The organism is Arenicella chitinivorans (genome assembly GCF_014651515.1).
Lineage (GTDB): Bacteria > Pseudomonadota > Gammaproteobacteria > Arenicellales > Arenicellaceae > Arenicella > Arenicella chitinivorans.
The window spans coordinates 339,471-356,298 of record NZ_BMXA01000001.1; the positions used below are offsets into that span (position 1 = coordinate 339,471).

The 16,828-nt window shown below is 51.7% G+C and carries 14 protein-coding genes; 9 read left to right on the forward strand and 5 right to left on the reverse strand.

The genetic code is table 11. The features are described 5' to 3' along the window. Nucleotides 1–9: 9 nt before the first annotated feature. Together IE055_RS01520 and nagK are read right to left on the reverse strand one after the other, a co-directional pair. Entirely contained in the window at nucleotides 10–2,217 is a 2,208-nt protein-coding gene (locus IE055_RS01520; RefSeq protein ID WP_189398241.1) for a beta-N-acetylhexosaminidase, read from the reverse strand. A 23-nt stretch (nucleotides 2,218–2,240) separates the two neighbouring features. Then, nucleotides 2,241–3,224, reverse strand: coding sequence for an N-acetylglucosamine kinase (gene nagK, locus IE055_RS01525; protein WP_229794069.1), 984 nt, complete (start codon nucleotides 3,222–3,224; stop codon nucleotides 2,241–2,243). Between the two features lie 835 nt (nucleotides 3,225–4,059). Here nagK and IE055_RS01530 point away from each other — a divergent pair. The 4 genes from IE055_RS01530 to IE055_RS01545 all read left to right on the forward strand — a co-directional run bounded on the left by IE055_RS01530 (nucleotide 4,060) and on the right by IE055_RS01545 (nucleotide 8,580). After that, nucleotides 4,060–4,602, forward strand: coding sequence for a Csu type fimbrial protein (locus IE055_RS01530; RefSeq protein WP_189398242.1), 543 nt, complete (start codon nucleotides 4,060–4,062; stop codon nucleotides 4,600–4,602). Between the two features lie 245 nt (nucleotides 4,603–4,847). Continuing rightward, nucleotides 4,848–5,645, forward strand: coding sequence for a fimbrial biogenesis chaperone (locus IE055_RS01535; RefSeq protein ID WP_189398243.1), 798 nt, complete (start codon nucleotides 4,848–4,850; stop codon nucleotides 5,643–5,645). Between the two features lie 38 nt (nucleotides 5,646–5,683). After that, nucleotides 5,684–8,119 (forward strand): fimbria/pilus outer membrane usher protein, encoded by a 2,436-nt coding sequence (locus IE055_RS01540; RefSeq protein ID WP_189398244.1) that lies wholly within the window; start codon nucleotides 5,684–5,686, stop codon nucleotides 8,117–8,119. Then, nucleotides 8,116–8,580: a spore coat protein U domain-containing protein gene (locus IE055_RS01545; RefSeq protein ID WP_189398245.1), complete on the forward strand. Its 465-nt coding sequence runs from the start codon at nucleotides 8,116–8,118 to the stop codon at nucleotides 8,578–8,580. Before IE055_RS01540 ends, IE055_RS01545 begins: the two co-directional genes overlap by 4 nt. Nucleotides 8,581–8,602: 22 nt before the next feature. Here the strand turns inward: IE055_RS01545 and IE055_RS01550 are convergent, their stop codons facing one another. Continuing rightward, nucleotides 8,603–9,583, reverse strand: a complete 981-nt coding sequence (locus IE055_RS01550; protein ID WP_189398246.1) for a zinc transporter ZntB — start codon at nucleotides 9,581–9,583, stop codon at nucleotides 8,603–8,605. A 24-nt stretch (nucleotides 9,584–9,607) separates the two neighbouring features. After that, nucleotides 9,608–10,486: a mechanosensitive ion channel family protein gene (locus tag IE055_RS01555; RefSeq protein WP_189398247.1), complete on the reverse strand. Its 879-nt coding sequence runs from the start codon at nucleotides 10,484–10,486 to the stop codon at nucleotides 9,608–9,610. A gap of 146 nt (nucleotides 10,487–10,632) precedes the next feature. Here IE055_RS01555 and IE055_RS01560 point away from each other — a divergent pair, with 146 nt between their 5' ends. After that, nucleotides 10,633–11,040 carry a DUF2177 family protein gene (locus IE055_RS01560; RefSeq protein WP_189398248.1) on the forward strand — a complete coding sequence of 136 codons (408 nt, stop codon included), beginning with the start codon at nucleotides 10,633–10,635 and terminating at the stop codon, nucleotides 11,038–11,040. Between the two features lie 90 nt (nucleotides 11,041–11,130). After that, complete coding sequence (locus tag IE055_RS01565; protein ID WP_189398249.1) at nucleotides 11,131–12,318, forward strand: FAD-dependent oxidoreductase; 1,188 nt, start codon at nucleotides 11,131–11,133, stop codon at nucleotides 12,316–12,318. Here IE055_RS01565 and IE055_RS01570 read toward each other — a convergent pair. After that, nucleotides 12,315–13,529 (reverse strand): NAD(P)/FAD-dependent oxidoreductase, encoded by a 1,215-nt coding sequence (locus IE055_RS01570; RefSeq protein ID WP_189398250.1) that lies wholly within the window; start codon nucleotides 13,527–13,529, stop codon nucleotides 12,315–12,317. The genes IE055_RS01565 and IE055_RS01570 overlap by 4 nt on opposite strands. A 199-nt stretch (nucleotides 13,530–13,728) precedes the next feature. On the opposite strand from IE055_RS01570, the gene IE055_RS01575 reads away from it, so the two are divergent. The 3 genes from IE055_RS01575 to IE055_RS01585 are packed head-to-tail and all read left to right on the forward strand — an operon-like array spanning nucleotide 13,729 to nucleotide 16,824. After that, the gene (locus tag IE055_RS01575) at nucleotides 13,729–14,910 is read left to right on the forward strand and encodes a thiolase family protein (protein WP_189398251.1); all 1,182 of its coding nucleotides are present in this window, start codon (nucleotides 13,729–13,731) and stop codon (nucleotides 14,908–14,910) included. A gap of 6 nt (nucleotides 14,911–14,916) precedes the next feature. Beyond that, on the forward strand, nucleotides 14,917–16,059 hold the full coding sequence (locus IE055_RS01580; RefSeq protein ID WP_189398252.1) for an acyl-CoA dehydrogenase family protein: 1,143 nt from the start codon (nucleotides 14,917–14,919) through the stop codon (nucleotides 16,057–16,059). Between the two features lie 9 nt (nucleotides 16,060–16,068). Continuing rightward, on the forward strand, nucleotides 16,069–16,824 hold the full coding sequence (locus IE055_RS01585; protein WP_189398253.1) for an SDR family NAD(P)-dependent oxidoreductase: 756 nt from the start codon (nucleotides 16,069–16,071) through the stop codon (nucleotides 16,822–16,824). Nucleotides 16,825–16,828 lie beyond the last annotated feature (4 nt).

Below are 16,828 nucleotides of genomic sequence, written 5' to 3' on the forward strand. Positions count from 1 at the left end.
TGGTCGCAATCAGGTGACGGTTATTTCATCGACGTAAAGCGGCGGGATGATGTCGCGGGCGTCTTCGAAGGAGTAAATGGTTTGCCGGTTGTCGACACTGAAACGAAGAAATCGATAGGTGTGTTCTGCACTTGAAAGTGCCCAGCGCCCGGTCGGTTGACTGGGTTGTAATTGACCTAGTACTTTCCAGTCTTGCTCATTCTGTGAACCGTGGACCGTGACGCTAACTGGAAAATAGAGGGACCGTCCGAGCGCGCCGTCAAAGCCGACAGAAATAGTCGAAAAAGTCTGCGTAGTGCGTAAATCGAGATCAATATGAAAACTGTCCAATGCTTCAAACAGCGCCCATTGCGCATGCTGAAAACGAACACCTTGCTGAGGCAAGCCATTGGTCAATTGGTTGAGATGATCGATCTCGATCAGGTTTAATGCGCTGTCCTTGGCTACCACCTTACAGCCCATTGCGTGATGTGGAAAAACAAACAGTGGCACCACACCGCTGGCCGGCTTGTTGTCAGTTGAAAAGCAGCCGGCATGCAGGAGGGTCGGTTCGGTAATCAGCAGCGGTTGTTGATAAGCAGAGGAGCCCTCTGTAGGGCGAGTGCCGTCGGACGTAAAGTAGATCGGCAATTGAGGAAACTCCGAATGTAGCGCCACACGTAAATAGCCTGTGCCTCGATCGAGCACGTTGAACTGCGGTACAAACACGGAATCAGCGGCGTGATATCCGAGTTTCTCATAGCGTTCCAGAAGAGCTGGAATGCGTTGTCTAAACGCTGTCCATGATTGTTGTGATTTGGGTGTCCATGCGATCTCAGCGAGTGCCGCAAGCCTGGGCAGCAAGGCGTACTCCAGTTTGGGCATGGTGTCGATGTACTCGGTCCAGACATTGGCTTGCACGCCTTGGATTGTGTCTGAGTGTTCTAAGGGGTCGTAGTTGTAGACCTCTTTAAGTGGGGCATGCCCGTGTATCGCGAAGGGTTCGTCAATCGACAAGGACTGGTAAAAATCGAAGTAGAGCTTGCTCTGAGTCATGATTACATCATGACCACGCGTGAGCGCGTCGCAGGCTTTCTCTTCACCCAGCCAAGACATGATTTTTACGCTCTGATCTAGGTTATCAGAATCCAGTACGTCGTCCCAACAGATGGCGCGCTTGTTGAGGTTAGCCAGAATTTTTGTGACACGTTGAATAAAGTACCCGTGTAAGGCTTCGCTATTCGATAGCGCACGATCTCGTAACACCTGCTGGCAGTCTGGGCAGCTATCCCAATGCGTTTTTTTGACTTCATCGCCGCCGATATGCACGTACGGCCCAGGAAACAATACGGCGAGTTCGGTAAACAAAGTTTCTAGGAACGTGAAAGTGGATTCACGGTTGCACAAAACCTGCGTGAAAATACCAAAATGCGTTTGCACACGCGGCGGCGTCGGTGCGTTGTGGCATGCCAAGACTGGGTATGCGGTAAGTAATGCTGAGCTGTGACCCGGCAGGTCGATTTCAGGAATCACCGTAATGTGGCGGGCCTTGGCATACGCGACGATGTCTCGGATATCCTGCTTTGTGTAAAAACCACGGTGTGGGGTATTATCGAGTTCATTGTCTCGATCCAGTGTGTGTTTGGTAACGGTGCCGGGTCGATGGCTGCCAGTTTTGACCAGGTCTGGGAACGCGTCTATTTCGAGTCGCCATCCTTGATCATCCACTAAGTGCCAGTGAAAGTGATTCAATTTATGCATGGCCATCAAATCCAGCACACGTTTGACGTTGTCAACCGGATAAAAATGGCGACTGACATCGAGGTGCAGTCCACGATACTTGCAGCGTGCGGTATCGCGAATCTCGAGCGTCGGTAGGTATGGCCCCAAACTTTGAGCCAATTGAATCAAGGTTTGTACGCCATAAAACATCTGTGTTTCATCGCGGCCGGTTAGGCTGACCGTGTCCACGCCTATTATCAATTCGTAATCTGAGTCGAGCGCCGCATTCAAGTTGAGCGCAATAGCTGGACTTTTCCCTGAGCGTTCAGCGTCAAGTTGAACGTTATGCTTGGGCAAATCAAGCGCAGCGTGTAGGACTTCGGCGTACTCGCTCAGGCATTGGTTGGCATAGATCGTTGCCAGCTCGAGATTGAATCTGTGGTCATTCGCCGCCAGCTCGCAATGGGCGGGGTACGGCGCGAGAGGAAGATTGGTTATTGAGCGCCGAATGTTCACCGCGTAGGCCATAAAGTTATGTGTTAACCGGCTTTTTTATTCGCGTTGGCGGATTCGGTTTTGGCAAAATGAATTGCGCCATCTTCCGGTGCATGTATTGGGTCTGATAAGGTGTTTTTGACATCCTCTGCCAACCAGGGCGTGATCTCTGAACGCAGCCCACCAAGTAAAGACAGGCGACCAGGATTGTCAGTCAGAATCTTGCGTGCCATGCTGTCTAAGTAAGATACGCCTTCTTCGAGAATGGATACGGCGACAGCATCCCCACTTTTTGCTTCCGTAAAGACGATGGATGCTAGCTTCGCAAACTCTTTGGGTGGTTGATTCGCCATTGCATCCGCAATCCCGCGAGGGCGGGCACCTAGGTAATCACAGATTCGATCGGTGAGGACGGTTGCAGGGCCGAGGTCGTCGGACGCAAGCAGAGCGGCGACAATTGCTTTCCATCCGAGCCAAGCGCCACTCCCTTGATCGCCCAAGGGAAACCCATGTGCGCCGTACATCTTAGTTTTACCGTCAATCATCGAAATCCCGCAGGAACCGGTGCCGGAGATGATCACTGAGCCATCTTGCCATGCGTGTGCACCTAGGCAAGCAATATGCAGGTCGGTTGTAAGGTGCATTTCTTTAAATGGGTGAGGCCAGTTGTTCACCTGCTCGAACAGGGACGGTAAATTAACCCCAGCAAGCCCAATACCCGCGATCACGTTGCGAAGTGCTCTGCGCGGCAGGTCGGCGTCGGCTAAGGCTTTGTGCGCCGAATCAACGATGGATTCCAGCGTGGTTTCCATACCGTGTACGGGGTTAGCGCGACCGGAAATACCGACGCCGACAAACTTGGCATCGTCTGAAACGAGCTTGGCTTTACATTTGCTGCCGCCGCCATCGATGCCAATATAGAGCGAAGGAAGGGGGTCAAGTATGTTGGCCTGAGTCATGATGATATCTACTAAATTTGGTGTGAACCGAGACTCAGTGAGTCTTGCTAAGTTCGAATTCAAGTCCATTACTATTTATATCCCGATCATAGCCATCAATGACAACGTTGTCAATTAATTGCTGAGTGCAAATTGGTGTGGTTGCGAGTAGTGCAAAACTGACACCAACGCAACATGCTTCTACTCGCGGATGCGCCGATTGGCAATGTCCTATTCTAACTTGATAAACACCTTGTTGTCGGTGGTTAAGTAAGTTGGTATTGACCGTAAGGAATGTACCATGGGCCATGCTACATGAAAAAAATTAGCCGAAGGTAGGAAGCATCAACCTTGGCTAATGGGGTGTTGTCAATTAAATATCTCATAGTTATGTATAATAAATGCACATTTATAAAGCATTGAAAAACTTATGATTATAAGATTTATAATTGATATTTGTTATTAATATTGGTGTTTTTGCAGGCGGAACGATTATAAATGCCATTAGACTTTAGTCTAATAATTGACGAATATTTTATTTTTTCTTGCCTTTTTTTTGTCTTCTGACCATATTGGTTAGGCAGGAGCAAGTTGTACCGCAACAGCTCGGCATAGGGTCAACTAATACAACTGATTATTTCTTGAACAATTATCAGTAGACTCCTATCCACTGGCTGCGCGGCCTGACTTGACAAGAATAGTGGTGTGAGGAGTCTTGGCAAGTTAATTGTTTCTGCAAAAGGGGGGAGGCTTGGGGGCCAACTTCTGATAGTGACATCTATCACAGAGTGATGTCGTGGGGGTAAGTATGGTAAACGAGCAAATCCATTGCTTGCCTCCACGACATGTAATAGAGGCACTATTGGAGATGCGTTTTCAAGCTTCAAAATACATTGTTTAATTGACAACAATTTTGGGGACAACCATGCGATATATTAAACCTGCTTTCAATGCAGTACTGCCAATCCTGGCATTTCTTTCATTCTCATCTTCTGTCAGCGCTGCCACAGTCAGCGATACCTTCGAGGTGCGTGTCACGGTTGCCGAAGTGTGTGAAGTCACCGCCAACGATCTTGATTTCGGTACCTATGACCCTCTTGATGCATTGCCCCTGATTAGCGGGCTCGCATCGATCGATGTGACGTGTGCTTTATTGACGCCGCACAACGTGGGGATTGACGCTGGGCAAAACGGAACCGGTGTCTCTGACCGAAAAATGATTATCGACGGTGCTGGTACGGATACAATCGACTACACCTTGGGTTGTGCAATTAACCTGCCTCCACTAGGTGCAGTGCTGACCAACTGTGCGACGAATTGGGGAAATACCGTCGGTACTGACACATTTGTGGGCCTTGGAACTGGCTTACCGATACCAATCATTATGACGGGAACAATACCGGCTGGGCAGAATGTTCCCATCGGTACCTACCGTGATAATCCGGTTACGGCGACGGTCACATTCTAGGCGATGTGTGAAGGGTTCCGCGAATGATGAACGCCAAGTTCTTATGCGATTCACGCTGTGGAGCCCATTTGGTACGAGTCGGCCTCTTTGATTGAGTGCACTGACTCTTAATGGCGCTGGGGTAGTTTTTCAAACCCTATTTTCTCCTCTTCTGCCTCAGTTGCCATTTTTCTCTACTCGATGAGCATGGTATATCACCATGCTCATCTAACAGGCTTAACAATAAAAACAACATGGAGCGGTAGATGAAAACCCTGTGTCAATTGATGCATTTGGTTCGCATAATTGGGGGCACTGTTCTCGTTACGACATCGTTGACGGTGAATGCAGCCTCATTCAACGTATTGCCCGTGCGGATCTATATGCCGGCAGAACGGCCCGTGGCCAGCATCAAAGTTGAAAATAAAGAACAAACGGCTGTCACGGTTCAATCCGAAACCGTATTGTGGGCGCAGCAAGACAACCGCCAGATACTGACGCCAACCAATGAGCTGATCGTGTCGCCGGCTATCTTTGAGTTGCCCCCAGGCGGGTCCCAAGTTGTGCGTGTGGCTGTGCGTGGTGATACGCCCATCAATCAACAACGCACATTTCGTCTCTTTCTTAGCGAAGTCCCTGCAATTGAAAAACAAAGCGCGAACGCAACGGGCGTCACTGTGGCATTGCGCTTGAGCTTGCCAATCTTCGTGACGCCAAAAGAGAGTAAGGCGGTGTTTTCTTGGCGGCTCGCCAGACGCTGCGATGACGCGACTAAGCAGGATCTACTCGTACAAAATCTGGGTGATCAACATGCCATGATGTTGAAAATGACCTTGCGCGGCGAGACCCAACTCGAGCAAATATATCATCCTCGCTATGTATTGCCTGACTCGCGCGCATTCTGGCCCTTAACAACCGACATATCCAAATTGCCTCAGACACTGTGGTTGGATTACGAAACCTTGAGCGGCGCAACAGATTCGGCAGAGTTGCATGTAGATGAGAATAAATGTTGGCAACCTGAGACTGTCACAGCGCGGCCGGAGGTTTCGGTAGGGGGTTGATGCGAATGCGTTGGGGGCAATTGTGTAATGGTACGATCATGGCAGCCGCTATTGGAGCGCTGTTGGTGGCCTCGCTGATGGTTAGTGTGCCGGTCGCGGTCGCCGCAAGCGATGCTGATCGACGGTTTTATCCTCACCTCGACATTAGCCAGGCCACAGAATTACTTGTAAGCATTGAACTCAACGACCGTCTAATTCACGGTGGTGCTTTTGTGTACCAACATGAAGGCGATTACTGGGTGCCAGAATCAGTATTGTTCGCTAACCGATTGTCAATACCGCACCACGCGACGGGCAACAGCGCGCATACGGCAAGCGATCGATTTATCGCTCTCAGCAGTCTACCGTCGGTCCGCTTCGAGTTTAATCCATCTCAGCATGCGTTGTTATTGAAGGCAATGCCTAGCGCATTTGTCGCGCGAGAAATCCAGTCGTCACGGAACGCCGAAAACCAACCGCCAGATGGTTTGACGTCGTTATTTTTAAACTACAGTACAAATACGACGTACAGTGCGGGCCAGACTCAATCCAGTGGATTTACGGAATTTGGTCTGACTTTGCCGCGAGCGGTGTTCACGTCATCGTTCATATTATCGGACTGGAGTGCAGCGGAGAAGCTGGTACGGTTAGACACGGTGTTGACCAAGGACTTTTTGGATACGCGCACGCGATTCAGTCTGGGTGACACGATTGCGCAAAGTGCGGATGGTAGCGAACTGGGTTCAACTTTTCGCTTTGGTGGCGTTCAGCTGGGCACCCGTTTCGAGCTGGAACCCGGCCTAGTAAGGTATCCCTTGCCGAGTCTCTATGGTGAAGCGTTTGGTCAATCTTCGGTGGATCTATTTGTTGGTGAGTCGCTGCGCTATCGGACGCAAACTGACACGGGCCCGTTTATCATTGAGCAACCGCCGATCATGAATGGCGCAGGTGATGTGCGCGTGGTGGTGACGGATCTGCTTGGCCGTGAAACTGTGTTCACCACGCCGTTTTATGTGAGTTCGCGTTTGCTTGATGTCGGTCTGAATGACTACGAACTAAATGTTGGGAAATTGCGCCACGGCTATGGTGTTCGCAGTGCCGACTACGGAGATTCGTTCGCTACCGGTCGCTTTCGTCGTGGACTCACTTCATACTTAACCGCTCAGGTCGTGGTGGAAAAATCTGAAAGTTTGGAACTGTTAGGGGTCTCAGGTGTGGCTGCCGTGCCCACCGTTGGGGTGCTCGGAATGTCACTGGCAGGCAGCGATAGCTCAGTGGGAACTGGACGTCAGCTTACTGCGTCGTTTGAGAGGCAGACAGATCGAGGCAGTCTTGGCCTACGATGGAAGCGTTTTGATGCCGACTTTCGCAGTTTGTCGCAAAACACCCTTGGGAGTCGAGTTCGAGAGGAAATATCGTCTAACTTCCGGTGGTCACCAACACGTAATGGCTCGCTTTCACTAATTTATACTAACCGCGAGTTTCACGATGCCACTGATTTGAAATTGCTGTCACTCACTTATTCGCAACGAATCGCAGAGGGCGCTATGTTCAGTGTCAGCGGTAGTTTGATACGGGGCTCGGAATTTTCCGATGTTGGGCTCGCAGAGTTTGAGGATCAGTCTATTGAAGTTTCCATTGCCAAGAGCTTTGGTAAACGCCGTTCGGCCAGCGCCAAAGTAAAGCTGGATCGCGAATTCATGCCGCAAAGGCGTCAAAATACAGTCAGTACCTTATCGTTTCGAAAATCCATTCCGCGTGGACTTGGCGTGGGTTACCAGGCCTCGATTGAGAGAATGGAGGGGCAAGACACTACACGCGCCAAAGCAGGGCTAGACTGGAGCACGCGCAATGCAATTTTTAATCTCGGCGCAGCAAAGTCCAACAATAATGATGCGGTCAATGCCAGTGCCGATGGCTCTATCGTCCTGATGCATAACAATGTGTTTTTGCAGCGCCCACTCCGTGAGGGCTTTGCTTTGGTCGACGCTGGCGGTTACTCAGATATCGGGATTTACCGTGGTGGCACCTTGGTTACCCGCACCAATCGCAACGGGTACGCGATTCTTCCGGAACTCGCACCGTATCGAATCAATTCGATCTCCATCCAGGCTAATGAGTTTCCAATCGATGCTCAGTTAAACAGTGAGCAAGCCCGAGTGATGCCGTATTTTAAAGGTGCCACCCGGGTCGGGTTCGGCGTGCATCGTGAATACGCCAAACTCGTGACGTTACTCGACGAAACTGGGCAAGCATTGCCTTTAGGTACGCTCGTGACCGCAATGGGGTCGGGCGAGCAAGCGCGGGTCGCAATGGGAGGGGCTGTCTACCTGCGTGAATTGGATCAACAACGAACTTTTACCGCGATGTACGCTGACCGCATCTGCCAATTCGACGTTGATTATCGGGTGGATGACCCGGGTAGCCAGCGCATGCAGGCAGCGTCGGTAGTTTGTCGACACACAGTTGATACACCAGCGAGGTCATCCCAATGAAAAGGTTAATGCTGATTTGCATGCTGTTGGTGTGTGCGAGAGCAAACGCCTGTTTGTCGATTGATGTAACCACCACCGATCTCATCTTTGGTATCTACAATCCACTTGAAAACACGCCTTTGCAATCGAGCTTTGATGTGACGGTCGACTGTGTAACGGACGGCGTAGTGCCAGCCCTCACGACCGTCTTCTCACTCGGATTAGTTGCTAATTCAGAGGTCTCGCAAGGGTACCGTATCTTATCGTCTGGTACCGATCAGCTTCAATACACTGTCAGTCGCAACTATGGCGCGGGACCAGAGTGGGGGGCACTGAGCAGCGGCCGTGTGTTTAGCGGGCGTTTTGCGGCGATCTTATTGCCACAAGCGCAGGTGTTCAGGGGGTACGCCTCGATCGCGCCTCGACAGAATGTGCGTGTTGGTACCTATACCGATACCTTGGTGTTGGAAGTAGCGTTTTAATCTCGTTGCTGTGTGACGTTGGCTATATCCATTTTTTCCACTTGAAAAAGCTAATCAACCCGAGTGTGGCAATAACCATCAGCAGGCTTGCGAACACAAAACCGTACGGGCTTTCTACACCAGGTAGGCCACCAACGTTCATGCCAAGTAGACCGGTCAAAAAACCCAACGGCAAAAATATGGCTGCCACCACAGATAGAACATACATTCGCGTATTTTGTTGTTGCGCGAGCTGACTCAAGAAAGCCTCCTGCAAAACGATCGCGCGTTCACGAGCAAGGTCAAGGTCCTCAAGATAGCGAGAAATCCGGTCCGACTCTTCGCGTAAGCGCTGCCGGTCGTGATCTGTGAAAATATTGTTTTCCACGTAGTGCATCCTATCTAATGCATCGCGTTGAGGCGCCAGGAAGCGGCGCACCGATGCGATTTGGCGACGTAACGAACCAAGTCTGCTGCGTAAATCATCGGCATCGTTATCTTCCAATGAATCCTCTGCCTCCGCCAATTCGTCTTCCAGTCGATTAACGTAGTCTCCAATTCGATCAGCCACGCGTTCAATTAGATCAGTTAGGAATTCTCCGGACGTGTGCGGGCCATCCTCTTGGTCCAAACTGTTGGCGAGATCGCACACCGAAAGCAAGCGGCGATTTCGACTGGAGATAATGCGATTCTTTTCGATCCAGATTCGAACCGAAACCATATCCTCCGGATTGTGTCCAGGGTTGGTGTTGACACCGCGCAACACCACCAGAACGCCTTGCTTGTGCGCGAATGCTCGTGGCCGAGTCTCCTGTGCTGCGAGTGCTTCAACAATTACGGGGTCGACGCCAGCGGCCTCACTCAGCCATGGGTAGCTCTCAGGCTTACTTAAATCAAGGTGTTGCCAAAGGCAGGCTTCAGGATCGTCGGGCAAACTGGCCTGATGATCGGTAGTGAGCTGAATGTTGGCCGTTGGTGACAGCAGGTATTGGAATAAAAACAACGGCTCAGACGGACTATTCATTAGCTCATTACCTCACATATTCGCCTAACGGTCGGTTTCGCGATCGAGTTTGATTGCGAGTGGTGTCTGGGTGTAGAGATGAATATCTCGTTGTGGAAAAGCGACGACAATCTCAGCGTCTTTCAGCAATGCATGCAAGCGAAAACGAATCTCGCTGCGTACTTGGCGCAGCGGTTTCTCACCCAGCACATCGCACCATAATAGGGCTTCAAATATTAGTGCATTGTCGCCAAAGTCATCAAACACGATTTCCGGTTTGGGTTTTTCAATGACTTCAGGTTGTTCAAGTACCGCCTGTAGGAACAGCTCGCGAACGCGTTCAATCTCAGAACCGTACGCCACGCCAACGCGCACCGATGTGCGGGTATATTGGTCTTCGAGTGTCCAATTGGTGACGGTGTTTTCGAGTAGTTTAGAATTAGGTACCAGAAGGTGTACGCCGTCAACTCGGCGGATGCGTGTGGAGCGTGTGCCAACGTGCTCAACAACCCCGAGGTTACCGTCAATCTCGATAAAGTCTCCCAAACGAATTGGGCGCTCGGCGATCAGTATCCAGCCGCTGATAAAATTGTTGATAATGTTCTGCGCCCCGAACCCAACCCCAATCGCTATTGCGCCGGTGGCGAAAGCAAATGCCGTAATCGGTATACCCAACAGGCTCAGCGTCGTGATGCCAACCAGAATCATGATCGCATAGAATGACACGCGCTTGATGATGTCTACCGCGTCGGCACGTAATTCGGTATGTGCGAGTTTGCGCGCCAGTAAAAACTCAACCAGTCGACTCAAGAGATAGCCGGCCAGCAGTAATATGAGCACGAGTGTGATATCGCCGACAGTGACGTTGATTCCTCCATTGGTGGCAATCACGCTGGTATTCCAAATTTGTGTAATGGCTTGCATCAGGTTGTCAGACGTGGCGTTGTTGCATCGTTATTTTTGTTTATCAAGCTGGCAGTATAATGGACTTGTGCGCGCCTCACCAAGCAAGACAGCGTGTGTTCAATTCAATGACGCGATGCTCACGTCTGAGTAGTATCGTGCTGTGCATGAACTATGTTATTGCGTTTCTTGGTTTTTTGACCAGTTTTCTTGTGTTGGACTCGATCTGGATCAGTCAAGTCGTGGTTGGGATGTATCGAACTCAGGTGAATCATTTGATGGCGCAGGACGCGAATGTGCTGGCCGCAGTGCTGTTCTATATTCTGTATGCGGCGGCGGCCGTGTTTTTTTGTAGACCTGCAATTAAGCGTGGCTCACCACGTTTGGCTGTAGTCTACGGCGGAACTACCGGCGGCTTGGCTTATGGTACTTACGCGCTCACCAACTTTGCCGTACTCGACGGGTGGACCTGGCAATTGGTGGTCGCCGATGTGCTGTGGGGTATTACTGTGACCGCGGTCTGTTGTGCCATCGCTGTATTTGTAACACGGTGGCGGAATACCAGCGTAACTTAGCCCGGCATTGATTCTTGTTCGAACCCAGTTACACTACGCGACTATGAATCGCGTCAACACAAACAAGGCTATCACCGCGCAGGCGTCAGTATGAATATCGTGATTGCGGGCGCCGGTATTGGTGGTTTGACCACAGCGTTGTGTTTAGCACGTGACGGCCATCACGTGACGTTGCTTGAGCGAAAATCTGAGTTTTTGGAACTTGGGGCGGGTCTGCAATGTGGTGCGAACGCGATGCGAGTCTTGTTGTCTCTCGGTTTGGGTGCTGCGTTGGAAGAGTATGCGGTTGCGCCCGGTGCGGCGGTGTTTCGTCATGGGATAAGCGGAGCGCAATTTCATTCAGCCGAGCTTGGTGCGTCATACGCTTCTCGTTACGGTGCACCTTACTACCACCTCCACCGCGCGCACCTACAACAGGTCCTCGTTGATGCCGTGCGGCAGGAATCGAGTATCGAAATTCATATGAATAGTCGGGTCGAAACATTTAAGGCCGACGTGAATCACGTACGGGTTCGAGCTGGTAGCCTCCAATTAGAAGCCGATTGCCTGATTGGCGCGGACGGAATCCGATCCGCAGTCAGAACACAGATGAATCCCGGCGTCGCACCACGCAAAACAGGCAACGTGGCATGGCGCGGAGTCATTGATGTATCACGCTTGCCGAGCGACTTTATGCCGCTCATCGCCACTAACTTTGTCGGACCCGGGCGACATATGGTGGTCTACTACGTCGATGCCGGCCAATTGCTTAATTTTGTTGGTGTGGTCGAGAACCGGCGCAGCGATGCACTGGATTGGGTTAGTGTCGCGCCATGGCAAGAACTCAAAGAGGATTTCAGCGGCTGGCATCCCATGGTTCAGACACTTATTGATGCGGTCGACCGGCACGCCTGCTACCGATGGACGCTATGTGATCTGCCAACGATGTCAACGTGGACTCAGGGGCGAGTTGCCTTGTTGGGAGACGCGGCGCATGCGACGTTGCCATTTATGGCGTCCGGCGCGGCCTTGGCAATTGAGGATGCGCGTGTTCTGCAACGTTCACTGGCGGCTGAGCCGAACCTGCCAATGGCCTTGAAGTTCTATCAAAACACGCGGCGAGCCCGTGCACACAAAGTACAACGAGACTCTGCGCGAGTCGGGCGTTTGTACCATTTGTCGTCAGCCTGGTTACAGAAGCAGCTGTTTGGTGGTTTAAGCATTGCCGCGCAGCGACAAGCACGTTTTTTGGCTGAGTACGACGCCAATCACACACGCTTAGTGTCGGCCAGTGATTAAACGAGTAACGACTTAAGTGGCACTTCCTGGTTACTCAGGTCATCTGTATCCGGTGTTGCGCGAGACAGAATCAGCTTTTTGCCAAGCATAAAATCAGCCGGTGAATTGATTGCATCCACCGCAATGACGTGGCCGTCCTGCAGATAGAAAACTGAAAATTTACGCGTTGCTTGATCACCGCGAACCACCACCTGATCGAATCCGTCAAACAAACCGGCGGTTTGTAGTTTTAGATCGTATTGATCAGACCAGAACCATGGTAGTTGATCGTAGACAATAGCTTGTCCACAAATGCTGGAGGCAGCAGTTTTGGCTTGCTCAACTGCATTCGGAACCGATTCGAGTCGCAGGTGGCGGTTATAAAATGGATTGTGATGATAACTGCAGTCGCCAACGGCATAAATATGCGGGTCGTTGGTTTGCGCATGTTCATTCACCACAATGCCGTTGTCACACACCAGGCTAGCGCCGGCTGCGAGTTCGGTATTCGCCACTACACCAATACCAACCAAGGCAATATCAAACTCGAGCTTTGACCCGTCTCCCAATTCTGCTTGAGAGTTATCTGGCTGGTGCGTAAAACCTGTGACCGACGCATTGAGGCGTAAGTCCACGCCAGCGTTTCGGTGCACTTGTTGGTAAAACTCTGACACCGTCTCACTGGTGACACGAGCAAGCACTCGTTCCATTGCTTCGAGCACGGTAACCTGGCAGCCGAGCTGCAGCGCTGATGCCGCCACTTCGAGCCCGATATACCCAGCGCCAACGATCAGCATTTTAGTGCCTTCAGTTAGTTTAGCCTGGATTACTTCCACGTCTTGCAACGTGCGCAAATAATGTATGCGTTCAGAATCCGCACCGTCCACTGGCAGTTTTCGGGCACGTGTCCCGGTCGCCAGAATCAGATATTGATAGTCGAGTTGTTCGCCATTATCCAGAACCACCCGATTCGCAGGTCGGTCAATTTCGACCGCGCGACGACCGAGATGCAATTCAACATCGTGTTTTTGATAGAAAGACTCCGGCCGGATGAGCAACTTGTCTGCGCTTAGGTCACCCTTCAAAAATGCTTTGGACAATGGTGGGCGATGGTAAGGCAGATGAGGTTCATCGCCGATCAGGATAATCTTGTCAGTCCAACCCAGCTTTCGCAGGGTGGCAATGGCTTCGGTGGCCGCATGGCTAGCGCCGATAATCACAACACTGTGCATAGGTACGCTGTTTGATTAGATGGACAAAGCGTCAGTGTAGCTGGAGATTCACGAGAATTCTAATTGAACTTTTTGAAGCTTGTTGTTGAGGCTCGGTGTTGTTTGGTTTACGTTTACGTAAACGTAATGTTTAAGGTATACTTTTGCGAACTTCCAGCGAACCAGCAATGACGCTGACGGGCTGACAATAGCGAGATTGATGATGCTTAAAGAGATTTATATCGTGAGTGCCAAGCGCACGCCGCTGGGCGGCTTTCAGGGTGCTTTGTCTTCGCAAACCGCGCCGCAACTTGGAGCGGTCGCCATTCAGGCTGCGCTGACCGCTGCGGGCATTCAGCCTGATCAAGTAGATGAAGTGTACATGGGTAATGTGATCAGCGCCGGCGTTGGTCAGGCACCAGCGCGGCAGGCGGCATTGAAAGCCAGCTTACCCGTCTCAACACCGTGTACAACGGTGAGTAAAGTGTGTGGCTCGGGTATGAAGTCTGTCATGTTGGCAGCCGATGCAATGCAGTTGGGCGGCGTTGACTGCGTAGTCGCTGGCGGTATGGAGAGTATGAGTTTGGCGCCGTACCTGCTTCCCAAAGCACGAGCGGGGTTTCGTCTGGGGCACCAGTCGACCAAAGATTCGATGTTTGTCGACGGGTTAGAGGACGCTGACAGTGGACGTTTGATGGGCGAGTTTGGTCAACAAACCGCCGATCGATTCGGGATCGGTCGTGAGGCCATGGACGCCTTTGCGATTGAATCACTGCGCCGCGCAACCGAAGCAACAGATAAAGCGTATTTTACCGATGAAATTGCAGCGCTCGAAATTCAAGGCCGCGGCGGTGTCACGACGGTTGTAGAAGACGAACAGGTTCGCACCGCAAAGCCAGAAAAAATCCCGCAGCTAAAACCGGCATTCGCCAAAGACGGTACAGTCACCGCGGCTAACTCGAGTTCTATTTCCGATGGCGCCGCTGCATTGGTGTTGATGACCGAGGATGCCATGGCAGCTCGAGGCGCCAGCGCATTGGCGAAAATTTCTGCGTATGAGAGCCATGCGCAGAAGCCGGAAGAGTTCACCTTAGCCCCGATCGGTGCCATGCAAAAATTGTTGCAAAAACTCGATTGGCGGGTTGACGATGTGGACTTGTTTGAGATTAACGAGGCCTTTGCCGTGGTGACCATGGCGGCCATGCAAGAGCTGGGAATTCCCCGCGATAAAGTGAATGTCAATGGTGGTGCTTGTGCGTTAGGCCATCCACTCGGCGCATCTGGTGCGCGGATTATCGTGACGCTGGTACACGCCTTACGGCGGCTGGATAAAAAACGCGGCATCGCCAGCTTGTGTATCGGCGGTGGTGAAGCGACTGCCATCGCGGTTGAGTTGGTGTGATCCGACATGGACTTTTCGTTAACTGAAGATCAGCGTTTGATCCAAGAGACTGCCGCAAACTTTGCAGGCTCAGTCTTGGCACCGGCTGCAGTGAAAGTAGCGTCCGACCGCACCTTATTCCTGCATAATTTGCATGCCCTGGCGGAGCTGGGTTTCATGGGGCTAAATGTCAGCGCCGAATACGGTGGCAGTGATGTTGGTACGGTAGCATTCAGTCTCGCGATTACCGAGATCGCCAGTGCCTGTGCGTCTACCGCGGTGACGGTGTCCGTCAATAATATGGTGGCGGAGGTGATCGAATCAGTGGCTGATGAGGCGCAAAAAACGCGCTATCTACCGCGTCTGTGTGACGGTACTTACCCGGCCGCAGGATTCTGTTTAACCGAAGCTGGAGCGGGATCGGATCCTGCCGCCATGCGCACCAGCGCAACACGTGACGGCGATGACTGGGTGCTCAACGGCAGCAAGTTATACATTACCAGTGCTGAGTATGCTGGCCTATTTGTGGTCTGGGCAGTGACCGATAAAACGGCGCCCAAAGGACGCGGTATTTCCTGCTTTTTGGTTGAGGCGGATACACCGGGTATTACCATCGGCACGGCTGAGAAAAAGTTGGGGCAACATGCGTCGAGCACCAATGAAGTGGTGTTTTCTGATTGTCGTGTGCCCGCCAGCGCCTTAATGGGGGGCGAGAATCATGGCTATAAAATTGCGGTATCGGAACTGACCGGCGGCCGAATTGGCATCGCGTCGTTGGCCTTGGGGCTGGGGTTTGCGGCGATGGATTACGCGAAAGCATTCATCCAAGAGCGATCGCAGTTTGATCAGAAAATATCTGAGTTTCAAGGTGTGCAGTGGATGGTTGCCGATGCCTATACTGAACTGGAAGCCGCACGTTTACTCACCATGCAGGCGGCCTACAATAAGCAAGCAGGATTACCGTATGCCAAGCAGGCCTCGATGGCCAAACTGTATGCCAGTGAAACAGCCAATAAAGTGTGTGGTACGGCCGTGCAGCTTTTAGGTGGCGCGGGCTATTTGGAAGATCACCCGGTTGAGCGCTATCTACGCGATGCGCGTATCACCACGATTTATGAAGGCACATCGCAAATACAGAAAATTATAGTCAGTAAACATCTGTTTGCTTGAGGGTTAGAAATGAATATTACCGATAAAGTGGTCGTGATCACCGGCGGCGCGTCCGGTTTAGGTGGTGCTTGTGTGGATTGGTTTGTACGCCATGGTGCCAAGGTGGCGGTGCTGGATCGTCGCATACCAGACCCCACAGCCGATCCGCAAATCGTTTATCTTGAAGCGGATGTCACGCAGGCCGACAGCGTTGCCGCGGTGATGGACAAGATCGCTGAGCAGCTCGGTGAGATTCGAGTTTGCATTAATTGTGCGGGTATTGCGCCAGCGGGCAAAACGGTCGGTCGTGACGGTGCCTTGGCGTTGGATAAGTTTCGTCAGGTGATTGATGTGAACCTGATCGGCAGCTTTAACGTATTGCGGCTAGCTGCGGAAAAGATGCTGGCATTGGAACCCTTGGATGCGGACGGTGCGCGTGGTGTGATTATCAATACAGCCTCTGTAGCGGCGTTTGAAGGCCAGATTGGTCAGGCGGCGTATGCCGCGAGTAAAGGTGGTGTGGCTGCCATGACCTTGCCGATTGCGCGAGATTTGGGCCCCCGTGGTGTACGCGTTAATACCATTGCGCCGGGTGTGTTTGAGACGCCAATGATGGCTGGGCTGAATGAGGAGTTCGTCAAACCACTGGAGCAAGCGGTGCAGTTTCCTAAGCGCCTGGGGCGTGCCGAGGAATTCGCTAAGTTGGCCGCACACATTGTCGATAACGACTATCTAAATGGTGAAGTAATTCGATTGGATGGCGGAATTCGCATGGGGCCGCGTTAGATCC

Excerpts from the sequence above, each read along its gene's own strand:
- nagK (WP_229794069.1), bottom strand. The coding sequence starts at position 3,224 with ATGGACTTGAATTCGAACTTAGCAAGACTCACTGAGTCTCGGTTCACA.
- IE055_RS01530 (WP_189398242.1), top strand. The coding sequence starts at position 4,060 with ATGCGATATATTAAACCTGCTTTCAATGCAGTACTGCCAATCCTGGCA.
- IE055_RS01535 (WP_189398243.1), top strand. The coding sequence starts at position 4,848 with ATGAAAACCCTGTGTCAATTGATGCATTTGGTTCGCATAATTGGGGGC.
- IE055_RS01540 (WP_189398244.1), top strand. The coding sequence starts at position 5,684 with ATGGCAGCCGCTATTGGAGCGCTGTTGGTGGCCTCGCTGATGGTTAGT.
- IE055_RS01545 (WP_189398245.1), top strand. The coding sequence starts at position 8,116 with ATGAAAAGGTTAATGCTGATTTGCATGCTGTTGGTGTGTGCGAGAGCA.
- IE055_RS01550 (WP_189398246.1), bottom strand. The coding sequence starts at position 9,583 with ATGAATAGTCCGTCTGAGCCGTTGTTTTTATTCCAATACCTGCTGTCA.
- IE055_RS01555 (WP_189398247.1), bottom strand. The coding sequence starts at position 10,486 with ATGCAAGCCATTACACAAATTTGGAATACCAGCGTGATTGCCACCAAT.
- IE055_RS01560 (WP_189398248.1), top strand. The coding sequence starts at position 10,633 with ATGAACTATGTTATTGCGTTTCTTGGTTTTTTGACCAGTTTTCTTGTG.
- IE055_RS01565 (WP_189398249.1), top strand. The coding sequence starts at position 11,131 with ATGAATATCGTGATTGCGGGCGCCGGTATTGGTGGTTTGACCACAGCG.
- IE055_RS01570 (WP_189398250.1), bottom strand. The coding sequence starts at position 13,529 with ATGCACAGTGTTGTGATTATCGGCGCTAGCCATGCGGCCACCGAAGCC.
- IE055_RS01575 (WP_189398251.1), top strand. The coding sequence starts at position 13,729 with ATGATGCTTAAAGAGATTTATATCGTGAGTGCCAAGCGCACGCCGCTG.
- IE055_RS01580 (WP_189398252.1), top strand. The coding sequence starts at position 14,917 with ATGGACTTTTCGTTAACTGAAGATCAGCGTTTGATCCAAGAGACTGCC.
- IE055_RS01585 (WP_189398253.1), top strand. The coding sequence starts at position 16,069 with ATGAATATTACCGATAAAGTGGTCGTGATCACCGGCGGCGCGTCCGGT.